Genomic DNA, 21,831 nt, shown 5'->3' on the forward strand with positions numbered 1-21,831 from the left:
CGGCGCGTCAGGGCACCGCGCCAACGAAAAAGGCCCGGTTGCCCGGGCCTCGATGACGGTGCGTGCGGACGCGGCGGACGGTCAGGCCTTGCGGGCCACCGGGCCGCGGCGGCGCAGGCGGACGATCACCTCGACGCCGGCGATCTCCATGCCCTCGGGGGCATCGGGCAGGGAATCCACGGTGATCCCGCAATCGGGCATGTCCAGCACCTGGCCCTCGTCCTCGAGGAAGAAGTGGTGGTGCTCGCTCGGATTGGTGTCGAAGTAGGCCTTCGAACCGTCGAGGGCGAGCTGGCGCAGGAGGCCGGCCTCGGTGAACTGGTGCAGGGTGTTGTACACGGTGGCCAGGGACACCGGCACCTTGGCGCGCATCGCCTCGTCGTAGAGCATTTCCGCCGTGAGGTGGCGATCGCCGCGGCCGAACAGCAGCCAGCCCAGGGACAGGCGCTGGCGGGTCGGGCGCAGGCCCGCCCGGCGCAGGCGGTCGCGCAGGTCCGACAGCGGGCAACCGCGACGGCCGGCGGCCGTGTCGCCGCCGGGAACGGAGGCCCGTGCGTTCAGCACGGCCTGCAGGGGCAGAAGGTTCGACATCGGGCGTACAAACATCCCACGCGGAAAACGAGAAACTCAGCGGATACGTATACGGAACCCGCCGTCGCATCGCAACCCGAGCTGCACGCGGGGCTGGTCCCCCGCCCGCATGGCGGACCCGCCCGGCAGGTCGCGCACCGGGGTGGCGGCGGCGGATTGGGACGCTGGGAACGGGTGGGCAGCTTTGAGGCGCACAAGCCCTGTGTTAACGAAGCGCCGATTTCACGCCGCAGCGTCGGCCGGATCGGCCCGTGCCGATTCCACGCCGGCGACGGCGGCGCGACGCCGAGGGGCCCCGCGCCCCGGACCCATTCCTGAGGACCGATCCGCTCATCATGTCTTCTGCTTCCGATCCGAACGCTCCGTCGGGCACCGCTCCGGCGACCGCCGCGCCCCAGCGGGCCTCGCACTATTCCTACGAGGAACTGCTCGCCTGCGGCCGTGGCGAGCTGTTCGGCGCCGGAAACGCGCAGCTGCCGCTGCCGCCGATGCTGATGTTCGACCGCATCGTCTCGATCGGCTCCGAGGGCGGCGCCCATGGCAAGGGCCACGTGCTCGCCGAGTTCGACATCCGGCCGGACCTCTGGTTCTTCGGCTGCCACTTCAAGAACGACCCGGTGATGCCCGGCTGCCTCGGCCTCGACGCCCTCTGGCAGCTCGTCGGCTTCCACCTCGGCTGGCTCGGCGCCCCCGGCCGCGGCCGGGCGCTCGGCGTCGGCGAGGTCAAGTTCACCGATCAGGTCCTGCCGACGGTGACCAAGGTCGTCTACGGCATCGACATCAAGCGGGTGCGCCTCGGCAAGCTGGTGCTCGGCATCGCCGACGGCTGGCTGGAGGCGGACGGCACCCGGATCTACGAGGCCAAGGACCTGCGCGTCGCGCTGTTCCAGGCCCAGGGCGAGGCCGCCGGCGGCTGAGGCCGAGGCCGCCGGCAAGTCCGGCGCAGTTGAGATCGGGACGTCCGCGTCCTACGTGAGACCCACGCGAAGGTGCCGTCTCGAGAACAAGCACCGTGAAGAGCAAGCCCCGGCGGCGGAGAGCATCGTGTCCATGCGGCGTGTCGTGATCACCGGGATGGGCATCGTCTCATCCATCGGCAACAACACCGAGGAAGTCCTCGCGTCCCTGCGGGAGGCCAAGTCCGGCATCGGGCGGTCGGCCTCCTACGCGGAGCACGGCTTCCGCAGCCAGGTCGAGGGCCGTCCCACCCTCGACCCGGAGGGCGTCGTCGACCGGCGCGCCATGCGCTTCCACGGCGGCGGCACCGCCTGGAACCACGTCGCCATGGACCAGGCGATCCGGAATGCCGGGCTGGAGGCGGGCGACGTCTCCAACGACCGGACCGGCATCATCATGGGCTCGGGCGGACCGTCCACTAAGGTCATCGTCGAATCCGCCGCCATCGCGATCGACAAGGGTCCCAAGCGGGTCGGTCCCTTTGCCGTGCCTAAGGCCATGTCCTCTACCGCCTCGGCGACCCTGGCGACCTGGTTCAAGATCAAGGGCGTGAACTACTCGATCTCCTCGGCCTGCGCCACGTCCAACCACTGCATCGGCAATGCCGCCGAGGTCATCCAGGGCGGGCGCCAGGACATCATCTTCGCGGGCGGCTGCGAGGACCTCGACTGGACCCTCTCGGTGCTGTTCGATGCGATGGGCGCCATGTCCTCGAAGTACAACGACACGCCGGCCCGGGCGTCCCGCGCCTACGACGCCAACCGCGACGGCTTCGTCATCGCCGGCGGCGCCGGCGTCCTGGTGCTCGAGGAATACGCGCACGCCAAGGCCCGCGGCGCGACGATCTACGGCGAGATCGCCGGCTACGGCGCCACCTCGGACGGGCACGACATGGTGGCCCCCTCCGGCGAGGGTGCGGTCCGCTGCATGCGCCAGGCGATCGAGGGCCTGAAGGGCGCCAGGATCGACTACATCAATCCGCACGCCACCTCGACACCGGTGGGCGACGACAAGGAGATCGAGGCGATTCGCGAGGTCTTCGGACGCGGCGACGCCTGTCCGCCCATCGCCGCCACCAAATCCCTCACCGGTCACTCCCTCGGGGCGACGGGCGTGCAGGAGGCGATCTACTCCCTGCTGATGATGAACAACGACTTCATCTGCGAGAGCGCCCATATCGACGAGATCGACCCGGCCTTCGCCGACATGCCGATCCTGCGCCAGCGTCGGGACGGGGCCAAGCTCGGGCACGTCCTCTCCAACTCCTTCGGGTTCGGCGGCACCAACGCCACGCTGGTTCTCAAGCACGTGGACGCCTGAGGGCGACGGAACCGGGTCAGGCTTAACCCCTGGCCCGCCCCGTTAAGGAACTGGAGAGACCTTCCGCCGTTCATTGTTTCTATGGATTGCTGGAAGGCACAGCCATGTTGTGGTTCACCCTGGGAACCGTCGGCGGCCTCGCCCTTGCCGGGTCCACGGCCGTCTACATCAAGCAGGTCATGATCGACCGCGCCAATTGCGACACCGACGGCTACTTCTAGCGTCCGCGTCGCCTCGGCTGCACGCAAAGGCCCCGTCCCGGCTCAGGCCCGGACGGGGCCTTTGCGTTTGGGCTCGGCGCTCGCACCGTGCCAAGCACTCTCATCGTGCCAAGCGCCTTCATCGTGCCAAGCGCCTTCGGGCTCCGGCCGGATTGGACAGGGCCACGACCCCCGGGCTAAGCCTCCAGCCAACGATGACGGGTCCGAGGGACCCGAGGATCCACGACCGGGGGACGTGCATGACGGGTTTGATGGCGGGAAAGCGCGGCCTCATCATGGGGGTCGCCAACGATCACTCGATCGCCTGGGGTATCGCCAAGGTCCTGCACCGCCACGGGGCCGAGCTGGCCTTCACCTACCAGGGCGACGCGCTGGGACGCCGGGTGACGCCACTGGCGGCCTCCGTCGGCTCGGATATCGTCCTGCCCTGCGATGTCGAGGATATCGCCAGCGTGGACGCGCTGTTCACCGCCCTGGACGCACGTTTCCCCGAAGGCCTCGACTTCGTCGTCCACGCCATCGGCTTCTCCGACAAGGGCCAGCTCAAGGGCCGCTACGTGGACGTCACCACCCGCGAGAATTTCTCGCGGACCATGACGATCTCGTGCTTCTCCTTCACCGAGATCGCGCAGCGCGCGGCCAAGCGGATGCCCCGCGGCGGGTCGCTCCTGACGCTGACCTATGGCGGCTCGACCCGGATCATGCCGAACTACAACGTCATGGGCGTCGCCAAGGCGGCCCTCGAGGCCTCCGTGCGCTACCTCGCCGGCGACCTCGGCCCGGACGGCATCCGGGTCAACGCCCTCTCGGCGGGCCCGATGCGGACCCTGGCCGGGGCCGGCATCGCCGATGCCCGCCTGATGTTCAATCACCAGAAGGCGCACGCCCCCTTGCGCCGGACGGTGACGCAGGAGGAGGTCGGCGGCTCGGCGATGTACCTGCTCTCGGACCTGTCCGGGGGCGTCACCGGCGAGATCCACTTCGTCGATTCCGGTTACAATATCATCTCGATGCCCCGCCCCGACGTGCTGCAGGCGCAGGACGAGGCCGGGGTCATCGGCGAGGCGGTCTAGATCAGCCCGCGAACAGCTCGGGCCGGCGGGCGCGCAGGGCGAGGACCAGGGTCAGGGTCTTGAGGTCGGTCAGCTCGCAGCGATCGGCCATCCGGGCAAGCTCGGCCAGGGGCATCTCGACGACCCGGATGTTCTCGTGCTCGCCGTCCGCGCCCCCGCCGCCGTCCACCCGGTCGGTGGCGGCGTAGGCGGCCAGGAACAGGTGGATGCGCTCGGTCGAGATGCCGCCGCAGGAATAGGTGGCGCCGACGAAGTCGAGGTCGCCGAGGCGCAAGCCCGCCTCCTCCAGCACCTCCCGCCGGGCATTGTCCTCCGGGGTGCCGTCGTCGATCAGGCCGGCCGGCGCCTCGAGCTGGCTCTGCTCGCCGGCGACGTAGAGGGCCGGTACGCGCAGCTCCCGCACCAGGGTGGCGACCCGCCGGGCGGGATCGTAGGGCAGCACGCCCACGGAATTTCCGTGATCTTCGATCTCGCGCTCGGCCTCCCTGCCGTCGGCGAGGCGAACCCGGGCCAGCGAGAAGCGGGTCCAGCCCTCGTGGAGGGTCCGCAGGCTGAGGATCTCGGCTTTCATCTCGGGTACGATTCCTTCTCGCCCGGGGGCGGGGTCCGGCTGGGCCATGGGCGCCGGCCTGTCGTGTGGGCGACCGTCAGGGACCGCCCGCCAGGGCGCCCTCGATAACCATGATGAGTTCGTCGAGATTGACCCGGCCGTCGATGGTCACGAAGCCCGGCTCGCCGGCCTCGACCGAAAGGCCGTGCTCGCTCACCTCCGCCTGGCGCTTGAGTTCGGCGATGATCGCCTCCGCGATGGTCGTCTGAATGTCCATGGTCGGTCTCCCCCGCGTCGCGGTTCATCGCCCGAGGGCGATCAGGATCGCCCCCACCAGCACCAGCACGATCAGGCCCGCCACCAGCACGGCGTTCCGGACCCGGCGCCCCTCGGCCGACGGTGCCGTCCCGACCGGGTCCTCTTCGGCAGCGACCGGCGCAACCACCCGGGACGCCAGCGCGTCCGGGCGCGGCGCGGCCAGTGCGGCGTCGCCGGAAGGCAATCCCGGCGCGGGCGCGAGGGGCAGCGGCGCGATCCCGTCGGGATGGGCTCGCCCCGTGAGCAGGTCCTCCAGCTCCACCGGGATGCCGGCGGCCTCGAGATCCAGGACCACCTGCGCGATCGCCTCGGCGCTCATGCTGTGGATCGGCAGGGCGGCCTGCAGGTCGGCCGGGGTGAGCTCGCCCTTCTGCCGCCCGAGGGCGATGAGCCGGTCGAGGTCCCGTTGCGCGAAGGTCGGCGCGGCGCTCACCACGAGCGCGCCGCGGGCACGCCTGCGCCTCCTCCGGACCGTGCCGCGGCGGCCCATGCCCGCCCTGGCCCGGGTGGTCGTGCGTGTTGCGGTCCGGCCATCTGCCACTCCCGACGCTCTGCCGTCGGAAAACCCGTCGGGCGTCGGCGCTGTTCCCGGGCTCACGGGGAAGACGGCGCCGCCCGGTCCCGGGCCGGCGCTCAGTCCTGGCTCGGCCCGACGCTGTCGGCGGCGAAGGCCTGGCGGACGCCCAGGGGCTTCGGCCGGCCCTCGGTGCTGTCGCAGCCGGTCTGGCGCTCCATCTCCGAATTGATCTCGGCACCCACGAGGACGATGACGATCGACAGCCACATCCAAGTCATGAAGCCGATGCCGGCCCCCAGCGACCCGTAGATGCGGTTGTAGCTGTCGAAGCTCGCCACATACCAGGAGAACACCCCCGAGGCGCCGACCCAGAACAGCGCCGCGAGGCTGCTGCCCCAGGTCACCCAGCGCCACTTCGCCCGGTTCCGGCTCGGGCCGTAGCGGTAGATCAGCGACAGGCTGAGGGTGACCACGCCGAGCAGGGCCGGCCAGCGCACGATCTGCAGGATGGTGTCGGTGGCGGTGATGAAGCCGAGGCGGTCGAGGATCGCCGGGAGCAGCACCACCGCGCTGGTGGAGACGAGGAAGAACACCACGCTGGTGATCGTGAACAGGAAGGTGGTGGCGTAGAAGCGGATCAGGCTGCGCTTCTCGCGCTCCTTGTAGATCACGTTGAGGGCGTCGAAGAGCGCGCTCACGCCGGAATTGGCGCTCCACAGGGCGATCAGCAGGCTGATGCCGGACGTGGTGCTCAGGGAGCCGGTGCTGCGCTGCGCGATCCGCACCAGCTGGTCGGAGACCAGTTCCAGGGCGCCCGGCGGCAGGATGTCCGCCAGCAGGCTGACATGCTGGCTGATGACGTGCGGATCCGAGAACAACCCGTAGATCGACACGACCGCGACGAGGCCCGGGAATACCGCCAGCAGGGCGAAGAAGGCGACGCCGCCCGCCGTGGTCAGCACCCGGTCCTGCGGCATCGCCCAGAACACCCGCCACAGGATGTCCCGCCAGCCGGCCTTGGGGATGTCGACAGGATCGGTCGCACCCCGGCCGCGGCCGGGCTCGTGCGTGCGCTGGCGCGCCTCGGCCAGCTCCTGCGGGTTCAGGGCGCGGGTGCTGACCGAGCGCCAGTCCTGACCCTCATCTTCGTCTCGCACCATGCCGACACCCTGCCGGACCGCTCGTCGCCGGAACGCCGCTACGCGGGGCGCGCCGCCCCCGGGATCACACTCTGCCTGAACTCTCGTCATAGGTCGCCACCGATGCCGCCACGGGCGTGGGACGATCGAGCCCGGACAGGGGACAGATCGCGGCCCGCCGGGCCATCTCGGTGCGGACGTGCTCGCGGAACAGGCGCACCCGCGCGGGGAGTTCGCGGCCCGCCAGGGTGACGGCGCGCAGGGTCCCGCCCCGGCTCGCCCAGTCGGGCAGGACGCGCACGAGGTCGCCCCGGGCCAGGGACTTGGCTGCGACGAGGCTCGGGATGTGGCCGATCCCGGCCCCGGCCAGGGTCAGGCGCAGCACGGTGGCGAAATCCGTGGCCCGCACGGCCGGCCGCAGGGTGATGCCGGCCTCGCGGCCCTCCACGTCCGAGACGAGGATCTGGGTGGCGCCGAGGCGCTCCCGGGCCAGCACCACGTCATGCGTCGCCAGCTCGGCGATGTCGGCCGGCCCCGGGCGCTGGGCCAGGTAGGCCGGGGCCGCGTAGAGGCCGATCGTCAGGTCGGCCAGGATCGGGGCGGTGTAGCCGCTGTCGGGATGGTCGCCGCCGCCGAGGCGCAGGGCGAGGTCGACCCGGTTGGCCGCGAGATCGAGGCGGCTGTCGGTGATGAGGAGCTCCAGGGTGATCTGCGGGTGCCGGGCCCGGAAGCTCGCCACGAGGTCCGGCAGCACCTCGACCCCGAAGTCGATCGAGGCCGTCACCCGCAGGTGCCCCCGCGGCAGGGTGCGGGCGCCGCGGGCCGTCTGCAGGGCCTCGTCCAGGAGGGCGAGGCTCTCCAGGGCCCGGGCGTGGAAGGCGAGCCCCTCGGCGGTGGGCGAGACCGCCCGCGGCGTGCGGGCGAGCAGCGTCACCTTCAGCACCGTCTCGAGGCGGGCGACGCGCCGGCTGACGCTGCCCTTGGTCTCGCGGAGGAAGGCGCCGGCCTGGGTCATGCTGCCGAGATCGACCACGGCGCAGAAAGCCCGGACGTCGTCGAGGTTTCCGGCGAAGGTTTCCAGATGCGCAACCATGTGTCCCCGATTAGCGCGCTATCGCACCCGCGGGAAGCGGCCTATTGGCGCTTCACCGAACCGGTGCCCAGACGCCACCCTCATCGGCGCCCTCATCCTCGGCGCCCTCATCCTCGGAGCGAACCCCGTGATCCGTCTCTCCCCGTCCCTCGTCGCCCAGACCGTGTCCCTCGCCCTCGCGTTCGCCGCGCCGGCCCTCGCCCAGACCCCGCCGACCCGCGACCCGGCCCAGATCCAGGCCGGCACCTACGCGGTCGATCCCGGCCACACCCAGGTCGGCTTCACCGTCTCGCATATGGGCTTCTCGAACTACTCGGGCGGCTTCTCGGACGTCTCAGGCACCCTGGAGCTGCAGCCGAAGACCCCTGCCGCCGCGAAACTGTCCATCAAGATCCCGGTGGCCTCGGTGATGACGACCAGCGAGAAGCTGACCGGCGAGCTCAAGGGCGACCAGTGGCTCGACGCGGGCAAGTTCCCCGAGATGACCTTCGTCTCCACGAAGGTGACGCCCGAGGGCAAGGACAAGGCGAAGGTCACCGGCGACCTGACCCTGCACGGCGTGACCAAGCCGGTGACCCTGACCGTCACCCTCGTGGGCGCCGGCGTGAACCCGCTGAACAAGAAGGTCACCGTGGGCTTCGAGGCCACCGGCACGCTCAAGCGCTCGGATTTCGGCGTGAAGACCTACGTACCGCTAATCGGCGACGACCTGCACCTCACCATCGCGGGCGCCTTCGAGCGCAAGGAATAGGCCGCACCGTCCACCCCGTCGAAGGGAGCGCGTCATGATCGAGACCGTCCGCGCCGCGCCCCGACCGCGCTACACCCGCGTCGCCATCGCCCTGCACTGGCTCAGTGCGCTGGCGGTTCTGGGGCTGATCGCGATCGGTCTCGCCATGACGCACGGGGACCTGGCGCCGATGCGCCGGTTCCAGCTCTACCAATGGCACAAGTCGGTGGGCCTCACGGTGCTGGCCCTGACGCTGCTGCGCCTCGGCTGGCGCCTGGCCCACCGGCCGCCGCCCCTGCCCGCGACGCTGCCGGCCCGGGAACGGGCCGGGGCGCACGCGGCCCACGCCCTGCTCTACGGGCTGCTCGTCGGCCTGCCGCTCGTCGGCTGGGCCGTGGTCTCGGCCTCGCCCTTCAACCTGCCGACCGTGCTCTACGCTGTCGTCCCCTGGCCGCACCTGCCGGTGCTGCCGGAGCTGGCGAACAAGGCCGCCGTGGAGGCGGTGCTGAAGCAGGTCCATGCCTGGGGGGCCTGGATCCTGATCGGTCTCCTGCTGCTGCATGTCGGCGCGGCCCTGCGCCACCACCTCGTCCTGCGCGATGACACCCTCCGGCGGATGCTGCCCCGCGCCCCGCTCAAGTCCGGATCCGAAGCATGATCGCCGCTCGTCTCGCCTTCGCGGCCGCCCTCGCGGCGGCGCCCCTGGCCGTCCCGGCCTGCGCCCAAGCCGCGGCCTGGACCGTCGATGTGGCCAAGAGCCGGATCGGGTTCTCCGGCATCCAGGTCGGTGCGCCGTTCCAGGGCCGGTTCAAGCGCTTCAGCGCGCAGATCACCTTCGACCCCGCCGCCCCGGAGACCGGACACGCCGTGGTCGACATCGACCTCGCGAGCGCCGAGACCGGCGATCCCCAGCGCGACACCTCCCTGCCCCAGGCGGAGTGGTTCGACGTCAAGGCCACGCCGCAGGCCCGGTTCGAAGCGACGCGGTTCGTCGCCAAGGGCGGCGACGCCTACGAGGCGGTCGGCAGCCTGACGATCCGCGGCATCCGCCGCGATGCGGTGCTGCCCTTCCGCCTGACACGCACGGGCGCGACGGCGCGCGCAGTGGGCCACCTCGATCTCGTGCGCACGCAGTTCGGCGTCGGACAGGGCCCCTGGGCCTCGGGCCAATGGGTCGCACTGGAGGTCGGCGTCGACATCGACCTCGCCGCGACGGAGACGGCCCCCAAGCCCTGAAACGGACCGAAAGCAACCCTGCCGCCGCTCGGGTGGGCGAGATGTGTAACGGCCCGGTCTCGAGACAGACTCGGCCGCGTCCCTACGATTGTACGGCACGGGGATGACACGCCGGCAGCGAGCCCCGCGCATGCTCCGCGGCTCGGATACTGTGCGTCTCATCGGCTATTTTGTTTCTGACACGTAACGCGTGCGCAAAACGCTTGGGCTGTGCGCACAAAGCGGGAGCCCTGCTGCGACGGTCGGGTTATTCCTCGGGTCCGGTCGCGCCGGCGGCTTCGGTCCCGGCGCCCCCGGCACGGCGGCGCCCATGCGGGCGCCGGCCGCAAGTCGCCAGAGGAAGAGAGCCATGCCCGTGCCGACGATCGACCGCCGCGCCCTGCTCGGCTCCGCGAGCCTCGCGCTCGTGGGAACCGGCAGCGCCGTCCGTCCCGCCCAAGCCGCGCCGGAGACGAAGACCGAAGCCAAGGCCGATCCGAAGCCGGTGCCGCCGGAGGTCACCCGGATCCTCGCCCGCTACGTGGTCGGCGCGCGCTACGCGGACCTGCCCGAGGCCGTCCGCCGCGAGGGCATCCGCACCCTGCTGAACTGGGTCGGCGTCGCCATCGGCGGATCGCATCACGAGACCCTGGACGTCGCGGTCTCGGCCCTGAAGCCGTTCTCCGGCCCGCCGCAGGCCGGGCTGTTCGGGCGCCCCGAGCGCTTCGACATCATGAATGCCGCCTTCCTGAACGGCGTCGCCAGCCACATCTTCGACTACGACGACACCCACCTGAAGACCGTGATCCACCCGGCCGGCCCCGTCGCCTCGGCGATCCTCGCCTACGCCGAGATGAACCCGGTCTCGGGGGCGGATTTCCTCAACGCCCTGGTGCTCGGCGTCGAGACGGAATGCCGGATCGGCAACGCGGTCTACCCGAACCACTACGATGTCGGCTGGCACATCACCGGCACCGCCGGGGTGTTCGGGGCGGCGGCCGCGACGGGCAAGCTGATGGGCCTGTCCGAGCAGCAGATGGTCTGGGCGCTCGGGCTCGCCGCGTCGCAGCCCGTGGGCCTGCGCGAATCCTTCGGCTCCATGAACAAGAGCTTCAATCCGGGCCGGGCCGCATCGAACGGTCTGTTCGCCGCGATCCTCGCCGCGAAGAACTACACGAGCTCGGACGGGATGATCGAGGCCAAGCGCGGCTGGGCGAACACCATCTCGACGAAGCAGGATTACCGCGAGATCACGGAAGGGCTCGGCACCCGCTACGAGGCGGCGCTGAACACCTACAAGCCCTTCGCCTGCGGCATCGTCATGCATCCGGCCATCGACGGGGCGGTGCAGCTGCGCAACGAGAACCATCTCACCGCCGACGCGATCGAGCGGGTCGACATGAAGGTTCATCCCCTGGTGCTCGAACTCACCGGCAAGACCGCGCCGCGCACCGGCCTCGAAGGCAAGTTCAGCATCTACCACGCCGTCGCGGTGGCGCTGGTGGAGGGGGCCGGCGGCGAGAAGCAGTTCAGCGACCGGGCGGTGAACGACCCCGCGATCGCGGCCCTGCGTGCCCGGGTGAAGCCGGTGGTCGACCCGGCGATCCGGCCCGAGCAGGTGGAGCTCACGGTGGTGCTGAAGGACGGCCGCAGCCTGCCCCGGCGCATCGAGCATGCCCTCGGCAGCGTCGAGCGGCCGATGTCGGACGCGGCCCTGGAGACCAAGTTCACCGACCTCGCGGACGGGATCCTGCCCGAAGCCCAGGTGCGCCGGGTCATGGACCTGTGCTGGCGCATCGCCGAGTTGCCGAATGCCGGCGACGTCGCCCGGGCCGGCGTCCAGGCCTGAACCGCAGAGGATCGGGATCGACGGGCCGATCCCGGCCGCGTATGGCGAAGCCCGCTCCCGGGCCTCGCCCCGCGCATCACCTCCCCGCGCCTGCCCCCAGCAAGGATCACGGACCTGAAGGCCGAGTTCTCGACCACGCGCCTGATCGTGATCCTGGCCTTCGCCGGTTTCGCCAGCACCTTCGCGGGCCGCTCCATCGAGCCGCTGGTCGGCGTGCTGGCGCGCGACCTGCGCAGCGATCCCCACACGGTGGCGCTGCTCTCCACCGCCTTCGCCCTGCCCTACGCGCTGATCCAGCCGATCCTCGGCCCCGTCGGCGACGCTTTGGGCAAGGAGCGGATCATCGCAATCTGCCTCGGCATCCTGACCCTGGCGCTGGCTGCCTGCGCGCTGACCACCAGCCTCGACACCCTGTTCGTCCTACGGATGATCGCCGGGGGCAGCGCTGGCGGCGTCGTGCCCCTGGCACTCGCCCTGATGGGCGACCGCATCCCGATCGAGCGCCGGCAGGTCGCCATCGGTCGCTTCCTCGTGGCGGTGATCCTGGGGCAGCTCTCGGGTTCGACCTTCGCGGGCCTGATCGAGGGGGCGATCGGCTGGGCCGGCGTCTTCGCCATCACCGCGGCGGTGGCGGCCCTCGGCTGCAGCGCGGCGCTCCTCGGGTTCGACCGCAGCGCGGCGGCTCCGGCCCGGCGACCGGAATTCCACACGGCCGTGGCGCGCTACCGCACCATCGTCGGCAACCCGCGCGCCCGCATCCTGTTCGGGGCAGTGTTCGTCGAGGCGATCGCGGTGTTCGGGATCTTTCCGCACCTCGCCCCGCTGATCGAGGCGCGCGGCGAGGGGGGCGCCCGGGAGGCCGGCCTGGCTCTGGCCGGCTTCGCCGCCGGAGGACTGCTCTACTCGTTCTCGGTCGGCCTGCTGCTGCGCTTCCTCGGCATGTCGCGGATGCTGATCGGCGGCGGCCTGATCTGCGCCGGCGCCCTGGTCACCATCGGCCTCGCCGGCACCTGGCAGCTCGACTGCGCCGCCCTGGTGGCCATGGGGCTCGGCTTCTACATGCTCCACAACACCTTCCAGGTGCAGGTGACCGAGGTGGCACCGACCGCCCGCGCCTCGGCGGTGGCGCTCCACGCCTTCTCGTTCTTCTGCGGACAGGCCCTGGGCGTGGCGATCCTCGGCGGCGCCCTCCAGAGCCTCGGGCAGCTCACCGCCCTCAGCCTCTGCGCCGTCGTCATCGCCGTCCTCGGCCTCGTCACCGCCCGGCGCCTGGCGGCGACGCCGTCGCGCTGATGCTGCCAGGGGTGACGGAGAGGCCGCGCGGCAACAGCCCGCGTGCCGCAGAACCGGTGAGCCGCCGTCAGCTCGTGAACCGGTCGAGTGTTGCGGAACGGCGCAGCACGAGCACCTTGAACAGGATCGGCCCGAACAGGCCCGCGATGAAGGTGACGACGATCAGCCCGACGAAACCAGCCCCCGTATAGGGCAGGACCTTCAAATAGACGGCCTTCGCCAGGCCGATGAAGACGGTGTTGAAGAGATAAATCGCCAGGGCAAAGCTGCCGATCGCCAGCAGGATCCGGTCGCGCGCGACGAGACTGCTGAGCATCAATCCGTGCAAGGCCGGCATCGACAGCAGGCCGACGACGAGCAGCGCATCCCACCCGTTCGGAACGCGCGTCACGATTCCCAGCGCCAGGACGAAGACGACGGCACTCAGCGGCAGGTAACGCCGCATGGCCGGCAGGATCGCCTGGCGATAGGCGGCGGCGCAGCAACCCGCGACGAAGAAGATGAAGAACCCCATGATCCGGTCGGCGAACAGCACATCGGCCACCGGAAGAGCGTGAAGAACCAGGGCGATGGCTGCGATCACCGGGAACGAGCCGCGCGTGAGGCGCCACAGCACGGGGAAGGCGACCGAGTAGACGAACAGGACCCAGAGGTACCAGATGGAGAAGACCGGGCTGGTTTTCGTGGCGAAGACAGCATCGTAGAGGCCCCCGCCGACGCCCCGCGGAGCCTCGTCCACGTACATGACGTGCGAAGCCACGGTCTTGCCGACAATCGTGAGCACCAGCATGATGCCGAAGGGCGCCAGCAGGCGCAGCGATCTCTGGCGGACGAGGCGCCCGTAGGCGGCCCCGATGCGCAGATGGCAGCCCGTATAGAAGAAGACGAAACCGCTCAGATACATGAAGAAGGGCATGTGGAACGCATAGATCGCCAGCTTCAGCTGTGCGTACCAAGCCTGCTCGCCCAGGGTCCCGGACTTTACGAGGTGGCCCAGGACCACGAGGGTGATCGCCAGTCCCTTCGCCCGATCGATGTCCAGGAGCCGCTCGCGCTCGGCAGGGGCGGCCCGGAGGCCCGGCGATGCGGTTCCGTCCGCTGAAGCAGGCCCGTGCGCCGGGCTGGTCGTGGCTGCGAACGTATCCATGGTAACGCTATAGACGAGGGGGAACTTTCGCGGAAGCTCTCCGGCGCGGTGTCAATCGACAGCCGTCCGAGATGCCGCTATGGGTTGGCCGACCGGGTCGCCACCCGTGGGGCTGACGCGCATGACGGATAAAACAGGTAAAGCGGATTCGCTCGAAGGCTTGGTCGCGATGATTATCGTCGGCTTTCAAATGCTCTCGACGTTTCTGCCGCTCGAGAACTATCTAGCGCCTCAGTACCGGCTTGCAAACGACCCGGTTGTTGTCACGGCCTTCCCGTCGGCAACCCTCACGCTTGTCATCACCATTGCCTGTCTCGCGTTCTTCTCTTTCCGAGATGTCGACAGGATGATGCAAGCCGCACTCAAGTCTTGGCCGCTGCTGCTCTTCTGTGCCTATGCCTTCGTGAGCGTTACGTGGTCGGCGGAGCCGAGCACGGTCATCAATCGGTGCGCGCGGCTCACGATCATTGTCGTGTATCCCATCTACCTCGTACAGCGCTTCGCCTACGACGAGTTGCTGAAGCTGCTCACGCGCGCCTTTGCGATCGCGGCGGTGAGCAGTTACGTGGCGGTGGCCTTCTTCCCCGCCTACGGCCTCAGCCTGCTCAACGGCTACACCGACGCATGGCGCGGGGCCTCGAGCCATAAGAACTTCCTCGGCGCGACCGCCGCGCTCGGCAGCCTGGTGGTGTTCGAATCCTTCCGGCGCCGCGCCTCGAATCGGCTTTTTGCCGCCGTCACGTTCCTCGCGCTGCTGGGCCTCCTGGTCAATGCGCGGTCGGCGACCGGCGCCATCAGCGCGCTGATCTGCCTGGTGATCGCCGCGATCTCGCTGCTGCGCAGTCCGTCGGACAAGGTGCTCGTCACGCTGCTGCTTCTGACCGTGGGGCTTGTCCTGGCCCTGGTCCAGCAATCCACCGACCTGCTCAGTCTCGTCGGCCGCAGCAGCGATCTCACCGGGCGGACGCCCATCTGGCAGGCGGTTTGGTACATCATCCAGCGCCGGCCCATCCTGGGCTACGGCTACGGCTTCTGGAACATCAAGTCGTCCGAGACGCAGATCATCGACGGCCTCGTCGGCACGAGCGTCCCCCACTCGCACAACAACTGGCTGGACGTGTGGATTCAGCTCGGCGTGGTCGGCGTCGCGCTTGCCGCCTTCCTGTTCCTGCGGGCGGGCCGGCTCTCGCTGCGGGCGATGAAGCTCGGCTCGGCCACGACGATGCTGCCGAGCCTCCTGATCCTCAATATCTTCATCCGCGGCTTCAGCGAGACCGTCCTGACCGACCCAGGCACGGCCTCGATGTTCTGGCTCGCCCTGTCCTTCACCATGCTGACGGACGAGCTGAGTCGGGTCGGCCAGACAGAGCCGGTCACGGCGTCCGGGCGACGCGCCGTCGGCGCCGGCCGACAGGGAGGCGTTCGGCGTGCCGCCGGGGTTATGCGCCCCGAGGCACATCCCCCCGGCGCTTCGGTGTCAAAAGGCTCGTGATCGGCCGTTCGACGAAGAGGTGGACGATGATCCCGGCGGCGACGGCGGCCGCGACGGTCGCGATGTAGGCCATGTTCGGTCCGACATACGCCTTGAAGGGCCCCGCCATCAGGACCTTCACGGCGATCGAAGCGACCGGCTCGTGGATCAGGTACACCACGTAGGAGGCCGCCCCGAGGAGACCGAGGGTGGCGTCGAGGCGCGGTCGGGGCCGGTTGGGCAGCGCCAGCAGAGCCGTCATCAGCACGGCGTAGCAGGCGAGATAGGCCAGCGTCAGCGGCACCGGACCACCGAGGATGCCGGAGCCGGAGCGCCACTCGCCCGCGAAAAGGGCGATCAGGCCGGCGATGGCAACGGCCGACAGGAGCGGCAGGACGCGCGTCAGGCGGGCGAAATACGCGGAGCGGTAGAGCCAGGCCACGCCCAGTCCCATCGCGAAGCCGAGATTGTGCACGCCCAGCAGCTTGTTGATCGGCATGAGGTAGTCGGGCTCGACGAGCCGGAAGGCGACCGTGACGAGGCACGCCAATTGCCAGGCGACGAAGGCTCCCATGCCCAGGGCCGGGCGTAGGATGACGAGACCGAAGAACAGGTAGAAGACGAACTCGTGCTGAAGGGTCCAGGCCGGCGCCAACGTCAGGAGGCCCTCACGCGGGATCAGTAGAAGGTCGAGGATGAATTTGGGCAGCGTGAGGGCTCGATCGGCTCCGTAGACCGGGTGAGCCAGGAACAGCAATCCGAGCGGTACGACGGTGAGATAGAACATCGGCAGGATCCGAACCGCGCGCTTCCGGAAGAACGTCCCGATGCGATGCGGTTGCCCGATGTCCCGGGCGTGGGCGGTCGCGATGATGAAACCACTCAGGACAAAGAAGAACTCCACTCCGGAATGACCGCCCTCGAAGATGCGTCCGCCTGTCGTCACGCCGAAATACTTTTCGGTGAAGCCGTAGACATGAAACAGGCAGACGAGGAGTGCCGCCACGCCGCGCCCATACTGCAGGCTCATGATCGTGCGCGACCCGGAGGCGGAAGGCACCGCGTGCGGATGTCCGGCAACCGATACCGACGCGGCCTCCCGCATGATGACGGCCATATCTTCCTCTCAATCGATCTGGGGTCCGACCCACCGGCCGCGCCCGACAGGTGCCACGAAGCCACAGGTGCAGCAAGTTCACGGCCATCCCGGAAGCGAGGCGTCGTCTCGATCTCCAGGAACCGGGACAAAGCGTGCGGCACATCCTAAGGATCAGCCATGCCCAATCCTGATCGCCCCGCCTCCGAGGCAACCTCTGGCCTGTCCCAGGCCGCCATCCCGCCCGCGATGCCCAATCCGGTCGAGGGGACGGCGGCCGACGGCGCCACGGCGTCTGCAGCGGCGGGCTCGGGAACGACGGTCCGGGCGGCGATTTTCCGAGGAAGCGCGTTCCTGTTCGGACGCCAGATCATCTCGATCTTCCTCAAGTTCATCGGCGTTCTGCTGATCAGTCGTCTTCTGGGACCCGAGCGCTACGGCGCCTACGTGGCGGCCATCGGCGTCTACCAATACGGGCTGAGCCTCGGGCAGGCCGGCATCGGCGTCTGCCTCCTGCGCCACGAGAAGGAGCTGACGGCGGAGGAGTACGGGACGAGCTACACGCTCCTCGCCGCAACGGCCCTCGCCCTCGTGGTGGTGATGGAGGGCAGCGGCGCGCTGCTCGCCGGATACGTCAACGTCGAGGGCTTTCGCGACGTCCTGAGCGTTCTCGTCCTCGCGATCCCGCTCCAGGTGCTCGCGATCCCCGCGACCGCGCGCGCCGAACGGGCGCTCGATTATCGCTCGGTCGCGACCATCGAGCTCTCGGGTCAGTTCGCCTATTATCTGATCGCGGTTCCGCTGGTGCTCGGAGGCAGCGGTGCCGTCTCGCTGGCCGTGGCCTGGGTCGGGCAACAGGGCGTGTCGTTCGTGCTCGCCCATGTGCTGACACGCACCTGGCCCGTCTTCCGCTGGCAGTCCGCCGCGGCCCGCCACCTGCTCGGCTACGCCTTCTCGTTCTCGGCGCAGAACTGGATCTGGCAGGCGCGCAGCCTCGTCAATCCACTGATCGTCGGCCCCGCCTTCGGGGCGTCCGCGGTGGGCATCGTCGGCATGACGGTCGGCATCGTCGAGATGTTGAGCGTCCTCAAGACGATCGCCTGGCGGCTTTCCGTTGCGGTGCTGCGCTCGGTGACCTCCGACGTCCCGCGGCTCCTGCGGGCCATCACGCAGGGCATGGAACTGCAGACGCTCGCCATCGGCTCGATCCTTCTCGCCTTTGCTTGGTTCGGCAAGTGGGTCGTGCCGCTCGTCTTCGGCGAGCGCTGGCTGCCGGTGCTCGACATCTACCCTTATCTTGCGCTGTCTTACCTGACGATGGCGCCGTTCAACATGCACACCGCGACGCTGTCGGTTCTGAACCGGAACTGGCCCCTCGCCGGCTACCATATCGTCCACGTGGCGCTGTTCGCCGGCGTTGCCGCCATCGCCGTCCCGCTCTATGGCCTGCGCGGATACGGCTTCGGCGAGGTGGCGACGCTCCCGGCCTATGCCATCCTGCACCTCATCCTCGCCCGTGCGGTCGGAAGTCCCGATTACCGATTGACCGCCCTGTGGTGGGGTGCCGCCGCGATCGGGCTGTTCTGGCGTGAGCTGGGCCCTTGGGCCATTGCCGTGCCGTTCATCGCCCTGCTCCTGCCCCCCTCGCTGCGCCGGCTGCGCAGCCTGGGCGCCCCGCTCCTGGAGCGCTTTCACCGGCGGAGATCCTGACGTTCGGGAAACGGGGCGCTTCAGGTTCGGCCTCCAGCCGAACGTCAGGGCTTCCGACGCGGTCGAGCGCGGATGCTTCCTGCTCGGTCGGCCACGGGCGCTTCCGAGCAGGTTCGACACCCGATCCCAGGGTTGGATGGTGCGATCCTCTTCGCGGAGTCGTGGGAGGTGCTCGGGGTGGAATTCGGCAGGATCGCGCCGAGCGCGGGTCCGTCGCGCGATCCGGTCCCATCGAGCCCCCCCCCCGGAGAGCGCACTCGAAGCGCCAAGGGCCTTCACCCGGGGACGCTCGCCAAGACCGTCGGTCCTCGCGCGGGACGGACGCGACCTCGAACTTTGCCTGCAGGAGCGGATTGAATCCACGATCGACGCGGCGGGCGCCGACATCTGCGGCGATCACCGTCGCCTCTCATCGCCACATGGTGTCGTGGGCGACGGCTTTCAGCCGGGCGAGGCATGGCTCCCGCGCCGAGCCATTGCGGCCACAGCCGGCAAGTCCCCGTGGGACTTCACGCCCGAACAGGCGAAACCCGCGCTGCCAGTCCGGAGGTGAAGTTTGGGCGGGGGTGAAGTTTGGGCGGGGGTAAAGCTTGGCGTGGAGACGTGACCGGGACCGGGTCGCCGCACTCCCGCCCAGTGGGTGCGCAGGCAATCGTCGGAACCGGGCCTGGACGGGAGACGCCGGCGCGTCGATCCATCCCCCGCGCGACGCAGGGCAGGGACTGCCCGGCCGCCCGACAGGCGTAGAGGTGCGGATACGACCACCGGAGCCTCCGCTATCGGAGGCTCCGGTCGCTGATGGGCGCGCATCGAAGCGCTTGGCCTTCGATGTCCGTCAGAGGTCTTGGGCGCGCCGCGCGGACATGCGCCGCGCGGCGTGATTGAAGCCGGCGGCCTCAGGCGGCCTCAGGCCTCTCGTGGTAGTAACTGGTGTAGTAAGCGCCCTTGTAGCCTTCCAGGCGCTGCAGTTGCGCCGGACTGGCCTTGTTCAGGATGACCCCGAGCAGGCGGTCACGCAGGAACTCGGTTCCGTCGAGGGCTTCGGCGACGGCCTGGCGTGAGGTCTTGTTCCACTCCACGACCATGACGAAGCAATCGATCATCGAAGAGACGGCGCGGACGTCGACCACGGGCAGGACCGGCGGCAGATCGATCAGGACATAGTCGAACTGACGACGCGCCGCCTCGAAGACCGAAGCCATCGCTTCCGACGACAGCAACTCGGCGGTCTGCCACATGCGCTTGTTCAGAACGGCGGGCAGCAGCCGGAAGCCTGTCTCGGAATCGACCTGCACGACATCGGCGACGGAACGGCTTCCGCTGAGGACCTCGATCAGCCCCTCCCGGGCCTCCGGGGCCAGGAGGCGCGTCAGCGACGGATTGCGCAGGTCGCCGTCGATCACCAGGACCGAGCGGCCCGAGGCTGCTATGGTCCCGGCCAGGTTCGCGACGACGGTCGTCTTGCCCTCGTTCGGCAAGGCCGAGACGATACCGATCACCCGGCTCTGACGGTTCATCGCGCTGATGTCGGCTGCGACCTTCACCGCGCGCAGGGACTCGGAGAAGCGCGAGAAGGGTGCGTCGACCGCCTGTCGCGCCATGGCGTTCCTCAGAAGCCCAGCCGTGGCGGGGATCGGCGCGGCGGGAAGGCGTGCCGCATTGGGCAGGATGCCGAGGCACTCGACCTGCGTTTCGGACTCGACGTCGGCGGCGGTGCGGAAGACGCGGGCGCCGAGCTTCTCGCGTCCGAGAGCGGCGGCGAAGCCAAGCAGGAGGCCGAGCGCCAGGGCCCCCGGCAGGATGATGATCGTCTTCGGCGAACTCTTGCGCTTCGGGGGCGTCGCGGCCGAGATCAGGCGCGCATCGGTGACGGGGAAGTTCTGCTGCTGCGTCGCTTCCATGAAGCGCTGGAGGAACGTGTCGTACAGATTCCGGTTGGTCTGGGCCGAGCTGGTCAGATCGCGAAGTTTGACCTGGGCCTGCCCGGTCGTCCCCGCACTCGTGACCAGCGAGGCGAGACTGTCCTGCAGCGACTTCTCGCGGGTACGGGCAATCTCGTACTCGCTCTTGTAGGTCTCGGCGATCCGATTGACCTCGTCGCGGATGGAACGACGGATCTCCGTCATCTGCCGGACGAGGTTCTGCACCGAGGCGTGGGTCGCGCCATAGCGATTCGAGAAGTCCGCCTGGCGGGCGGACAGGTCGAGGTACTGTGCCCGGAGCCTGGTGATCACGTCATCGCGAAGCGCATCGGTCACGGTCGCGTTCGGAATGTCTTCCTTGCTGACCTGGTTGATCCGATCCAGGCGGGCCTTCGCCTCTGCCGTAGCCGCGCGGGCGGATACGAGCTGGCTGTTGACGTCACCCAGTTGCTGTTCGGTCAGCAGGCCACGACCCGTGTCGATGATGTTGTTGTCGGCCCGAAACTTCTGGACTTCCGCCTCCGCGACCGTCGCCTGTTCGCGCAACTCCCGAATACGATCCTGCAGCCACTTGCTCGCGCGCTTGGTCGCTTCGTAGCGGCTCTCGAGCTCGGTCGTGGCGTAGGCATCCGCGATGGCGTTCGCGATGGCTGCGGACTTGACCGGATCGATCGACGTGTAACTGATCTCGATCGCGTAGGTCAGTCCGACGCGCTTGATCTGCAGGTTGCGCTCGAAGGCCGCGACCGTCGCCTGCTCCTTCTCCGCCGCCGTGGCCGGCTCGTCCGAGCCGAAAAGGTTGATGATCGACCGGATCAGGCCACCATCCGCGAAGATCGGGTCGTCGACGAGCTTGAGGTCTCGGATCACCGCGAGGGCGATGCTGTCGGACTTCAGGATCTCGACCTGGCTCTCGACTCCGGTTGAGTCGAACACCTGATCGCCGACCACCTGCTGTTGCGAGGAGAGAAGCTGATTCTTGCGCGTATCGATCAGCAGGGTTGCGTAAGCCGTAAACTTGGGCTGCGCGGTCAACACATAGATGAGAGCAAGCATAACCAGCGGAACAGCCACCGCCAGGATCGTCGGCCATTGCCGCTGCGCGATTTTGACATAGGTCGCGATCTCAAAGCCACCACTCGGCATCGCCTGGTCGACCGATGCAGGTTGGCTAAGATTGTTTACCCTAAGCATTCTTAACCTCTAGCAAGCATACATCAGGGCCGTACCTGCAAGGGCCTGGCCAAGCGGCAATCCTGATCTAATTTTTTGGTGCGGTGTAACGGTCGTGTCGGAACCGTACTCATCCCATCCGAGTGTCTATCAAAATCCCGGCTTGGGCGTAAGGGCGGAAGTTCGCAATCTCCAAGACCGGTAAAAATCAGTCACGTCGCTTCGCGACGCGAAGCTTGAATTCGAGTCGGCAAACAGAACCGTAGCGAGTCAAATCGGCAGGATCACGGCATAGATGAGTCTACATTGGACAGTGTCGGACTGCTGGATTGCGCTTCATCAACGCTTCTGCGAGATTGATCAACGGAATCGTAAATCCAACGATGCAACCTCGCCCGACCTGACGGTTTCATGACGTGACTGGTCGAACTTCACGGGCAGGCATG

The 21,831-nt window shown here is 68.8% G+C and carries 19 protein-coding genes; 10 read left to right on the plus strand and 9 right to left on the minus strand.

All coding sequences use genetic code 11. From position 1 onward, the window contains the following. Positions 1 to 81 precede the first annotated feature (81 nt). Entirely contained in the window at positions 82 to 591 is a 510-nt protein-coding gene (gene irr, locus ASF58_RS00570; protein ID WP_055946066.1) for a Fur family transcriptional regulator Irr, read from the minus strand. A 335-nt stretch (positions 592 to 926) separates the two neighbouring features. Here irr and fabA point away from each other — a divergent pair, with 335 nt between their 5' ends. The 3 genes from fabA (at position 927) to fabI (ending at position 4,162) form a co-directional block, all read left to right on the plus strand. Beyond that, the gene (gene fabA, locus ASF58_RS00575; protein ID WP_055946069.1) at positions 927 to 1,508 is read left to right on the plus strand and encodes a 3-hydroxyacyl-[acyl-carrier-protein] dehydratase FabA; all 582 of its coding nucleotides are present in this window, start codon (positions 927 to 929) and stop codon (positions 1,506 to 1,508) included. Between the two features lie 133 nt (positions 1,509 to 1,641). Beyond that, complete coding sequence (gene fabB / locus ASF58_RS00580) at positions 1,642 to 2,868, plus strand: beta-ketoacyl-ACP synthase I (protein WP_055946072.1); 1,227 nt, start codon at positions 1,642 to 1,644, stop codon at positions 2,866 to 2,868. A gap of 460 nt (positions 2,869 to 3,328) precedes the next feature. Beyond that, complete coding sequence (gene fabI / locus ASF58_RS00585; protein ID WP_055946075.1) at positions 3,329 to 4,162, plus strand: enoyl-ACP reductase FabI; 834 nt, start codon at positions 3,329 to 3,331, stop codon at positions 4,160 to 4,162. 1 nt (position 4,163) lies between these two features. Here the strand turns inward: fabI and ASF58_RS00590 are convergent, their stop codons facing one another. The 5 genes from ASF58_RS00590 to ASF58_RS00610 form a co-directional block, all read right to left on the minus strand. Next, the gene (locus ASF58_RS00590; RefSeq protein WP_055946078.1) at positions 4,164 to 4,733 is read right to left on the minus strand and encodes an NUDIX hydrolase; all 570 of its coding nucleotides are present in this window, start codon (positions 4,731 to 4,733) and stop codon (positions 4,164 to 4,166) included. A 76-nt stretch (positions 4,734 to 4,809) separates the two neighbouring features. Then, the gene (locus ASF58_RS00595; protein WP_055946080.1) at positions 4,810 to 4,989 is read right to left on the minus strand and encodes a hypothetical protein; all 180 of its coding nucleotides are present in this window, start codon (positions 4,987 to 4,989) and stop codon (positions 4,810 to 4,812) included. 24 nt (positions 4,990 to 5,013) lie between these two features. Then, positions 5,014 to 5,463, minus strand: coding sequence for an RNA polymerase sigma factor region1.1 domain-containing protein (locus ASF58_RS26595; RefSeq protein WP_244477143.1), 450 nt, complete (start codon positions 5,461 to 5,463; stop codon positions 5,014 to 5,016). 200 nt (positions 5,464 to 5,663) lie between these two features. Continuing rightward, positions 5,664 to 6,707 carry a YihY/virulence factor BrkB family protein gene (locus ASF58_RS00605; RefSeq protein ID WP_055946086.1) on the minus strand — a complete coding sequence of 348 codons (1,044 nt, stop codon included), beginning with the start codon at positions 6,705 to 6,707 and terminating at the stop codon, positions 5,664 to 5,666. Between the two features lie 64 nt (positions 6,708 to 6,771). Further along, positions 6,772 to 7,779, minus strand: coding sequence for a LysR family transcriptional regulator (locus ASF58_RS00610; protein WP_082512743.1), 1,008 nt, complete (start codon positions 7,777 to 7,779; stop codon positions 6,772 to 6,774). A 127-nt stretch (positions 7,780 to 7,906) separates the two neighbouring features. On the opposite strand from ASF58_RS00610, the gene ASF58_RS00615 reads away from it, so the two are divergent. The 5 genes from ASF58_RS00615 to ASF58_RS00635 all read left to right on the plus strand — a co-directional run bounded on the left by ASF58_RS00615 (position 7,907) and on the right by ASF58_RS00635 (position 12,866). Next, positions 7,907 to 8,530, plus strand: coding sequence for a YceI family protein (locus tag ASF58_RS00615; RefSeq protein WP_055946089.1), 624 nt, complete (start codon positions 7,907 to 7,909; stop codon positions 8,528 to 8,530). 34 nt (positions 8,531 to 8,564) lie between these two features. After that, on the plus strand, positions 8,565 to 9,167 hold the full coding sequence (locus ASF58_RS00620) for a cytochrome b (RefSeq protein WP_055946092.1): 603 nt from the start codon (positions 8,565 to 8,567) through the stop codon (positions 9,165 to 9,167). Next, complete coding sequence (locus tag ASF58_RS00625) at positions 9,164 to 9,745, plus strand: YceI family protein (protein ID WP_055946094.1); 582 nt, start codon at positions 9,164 to 9,166, stop codon at positions 9,743 to 9,745. Before ASF58_RS00620 ends, ASF58_RS00625 begins: the two co-directional genes overlap by 4 nt. Positions 9,746 to 10,094: 349 nt before the next feature. Next, positions 10,095 to 11,573: an MmgE/PrpD family protein gene (locus ASF58_RS00630; RefSeq protein ID WP_055946098.1), complete on the plus strand. Its 1,479-nt coding sequence runs from the start codon at positions 10,095 to 10,097 to the stop codon at positions 11,571 to 11,573. Positions 11,574 to 11,678: 105 nt separating this feature from the next. Beyond that, positions 11,679 to 12,866: an MFS transporter gene (locus ASF58_RS00635; protein WP_200930171.1), complete on the plus strand. Its 1,188-nt coding sequence runs from the start codon at positions 11,679 to 11,681 to the stop codon at positions 12,864 to 12,866. Positions 12,867 to 12,933: 67 nt separating this feature from the next. On the opposite strand, the gene ASF58_RS00640 is transcribed toward ASF58_RS00635, so the two are convergent. After that, the gene (locus ASF58_RS00640) at positions 12,934 to 14,013 is read right to left on the minus strand and encodes an acyltransferase (protein ID WP_055946103.1); all 1,080 of its coding nucleotides are present in this window, start codon (positions 14,011 to 14,013) and stop codon (positions 12,934 to 12,936) included. 121 nt (positions 14,014 to 14,134) lie between these two features. On the opposite strand from ASF58_RS00640, the gene ASF58_RS00645 reads away from it, so the two are divergent. After that, on the plus strand, positions 14,135 to 15,505 hold the full coding sequence (locus tag ASF58_RS00645; RefSeq protein ID WP_162242020.1) for an O-antigen ligase family protein: 1,371 nt from the start codon (positions 14,135 to 14,137) through the stop codon (positions 15,503 to 15,505). Here the strand turns inward: ASF58_RS00645 and ASF58_RS00650 are convergent. Next, positions 15,453 to 16,544 carry an acyltransferase gene (locus ASF58_RS00650; RefSeq protein WP_162242021.1) on the minus strand — a complete coding sequence of 364 codons (1,092 nt, stop codon included), beginning with the start codon at positions 16,542 to 16,544 and terminating at the stop codon, positions 15,453 to 15,455. The two genes, ASF58_RS00645 and ASF58_RS00650, sit on opposite strands and share 53 nt — an antisense overlap. A gap of 216 nt (positions 16,545 to 16,760) precedes the next feature. On the opposite strand from ASF58_RS00650, the gene ASF58_RS00655 reads away from it, so the two are divergent. Beyond that, entirely contained in the window at positions 16,761 to 18,290 is a 1,530-nt protein-coding gene (locus ASF58_RS00655) for an oligosaccharide flippase family protein (RefSeq protein WP_055946113.1), read from the plus strand. Positions 18,291 to 19,186: 896 nt separating this feature from the next. Here ASF58_RS00655 and ASF58_RS00660 read toward each other — a convergent pair. Continuing rightward, on the minus strand, positions 19,187 to 21,406 hold the full coding sequence (locus tag ASF58_RS00660; protein ID WP_082512746.1) for a polysaccharide biosynthesis tyrosine autokinase: 2,220 nt from the start codon (positions 21,404 to 21,406) through the stop codon (positions 19,187 to 19,189). Positions 21,407 to 21,831: the final 425 nt, after the last annotated feature.

Origin of the sequence: Methylobacterium sp. Leaf125 (assembly GCF_001423085.1) — a bacterium.
Classification (GTDB): Bacteria; Pseudomonadota; Alphaproteobacteria; order Rhizobiales; family Beijerinckiaceae; genus Methylobacterium.

Excerpts from the sequence above, each read along its gene's own strand:
- ASF58_RS00660 (WP_082512746.1), bottom strand. The coding sequence starts at position 21,406 with ATGCTTAGGGTAAACAATCTTAGCCAACCTGCATCGGTCGACCAGGCG.
- ASF58_RS00620 (WP_055946092.1), top strand. The coding sequence starts at position 8,565 with ATGATCGAGACCGTCCGCGCCGCGCCCCGACCGCGCTACACCCGCGTC.
- ASF58_RS00595 (WP_055946080.1), bottom strand. The coding sequence starts at position 4,989 with ATGGACATTCAGACGACCATCGCGGAGGCGATCATCGCCGAACTCAAG.
- ASF58_RS00590 (WP_055946078.1), bottom strand. The coding sequence starts at position 4,733 with ATGAAAGCCGAGATCCTCAGCCTGCGGACCCTCCACGAGGGCTGGACC.
- ASF58_RS00645 (WP_162242020.1), top strand. The coding sequence starts at position 14,135 with ATGACGGATAAAACAGGTAAAGCGGATTCGCTCGAAGGCTTGGTCGCG.
- fabI (WP_055946075.1), top strand. The coding sequence starts at position 3,329 with ATGACGGGTTTGATGGCGGGAAAGCGCGGCCTCATCATGGGGGTCGCC.
- ASF58_RS00640 (WP_055946103.1), bottom strand. The coding sequence starts at position 14,013 with ATGGATACGTTCGCAGCCACGACCAGCCCGGCGCACGGGCCTGCTTCA.
- ASF58_RS00610 (WP_082512743.1), bottom strand. The coding sequence starts at position 7,779 with ATGGTTGCGCATCTGGAAACCTTCGCCGGAAACCTCGACGACGTCCGG.
- ASF58_RS00630 (WP_055946098.1), top strand. The coding sequence starts at position 10,095 with ATGCCCGTGCCGACGATCGACCGCCGCGCCCTGCTCGGCTCCGCGAGC.
- fabB (WP_055946072.1), top strand. The coding sequence starts at position 1,642 with ATGCGGCGTGTCGTGATCACCGGGATGGGCATCGTCTCATCCATCGGC.
- irr (WP_055946066.1), bottom strand. The coding sequence starts at position 591 with ATGTCGAACCTTCTGCCCCTGCAGGCCGTGCTGAACGCACGGGCCTCC.
- fabA (WP_055946069.1), top strand. The coding sequence starts at position 927 with ATGTCTTCTGCTTCCGATCCGAACGCTCCGTCGGGCACCGCTCCGGCG.
- ASF58_RS00625 (WP_055946094.1), top strand. The coding sequence starts at position 9,164 with ATGATCGCCGCTCGTCTCGCCTTCGCGGCCGCCCTCGCGGCGGCGCCC.
- ASF58_RS00655 (WP_055946113.1), top strand. The coding sequence starts at position 16,761 with ATGCCCAATCCTGATCGCCCCGCCTCCGAGGCAACCTCTGGCCTGTCC.
- ASF58_RS00605 (WP_055946086.1), bottom strand. The coding sequence starts at position 6,707 with ATGGTGCGAGACGAAGATGAGGGTCAGGACTGGCGCTCGGTCAGCACC.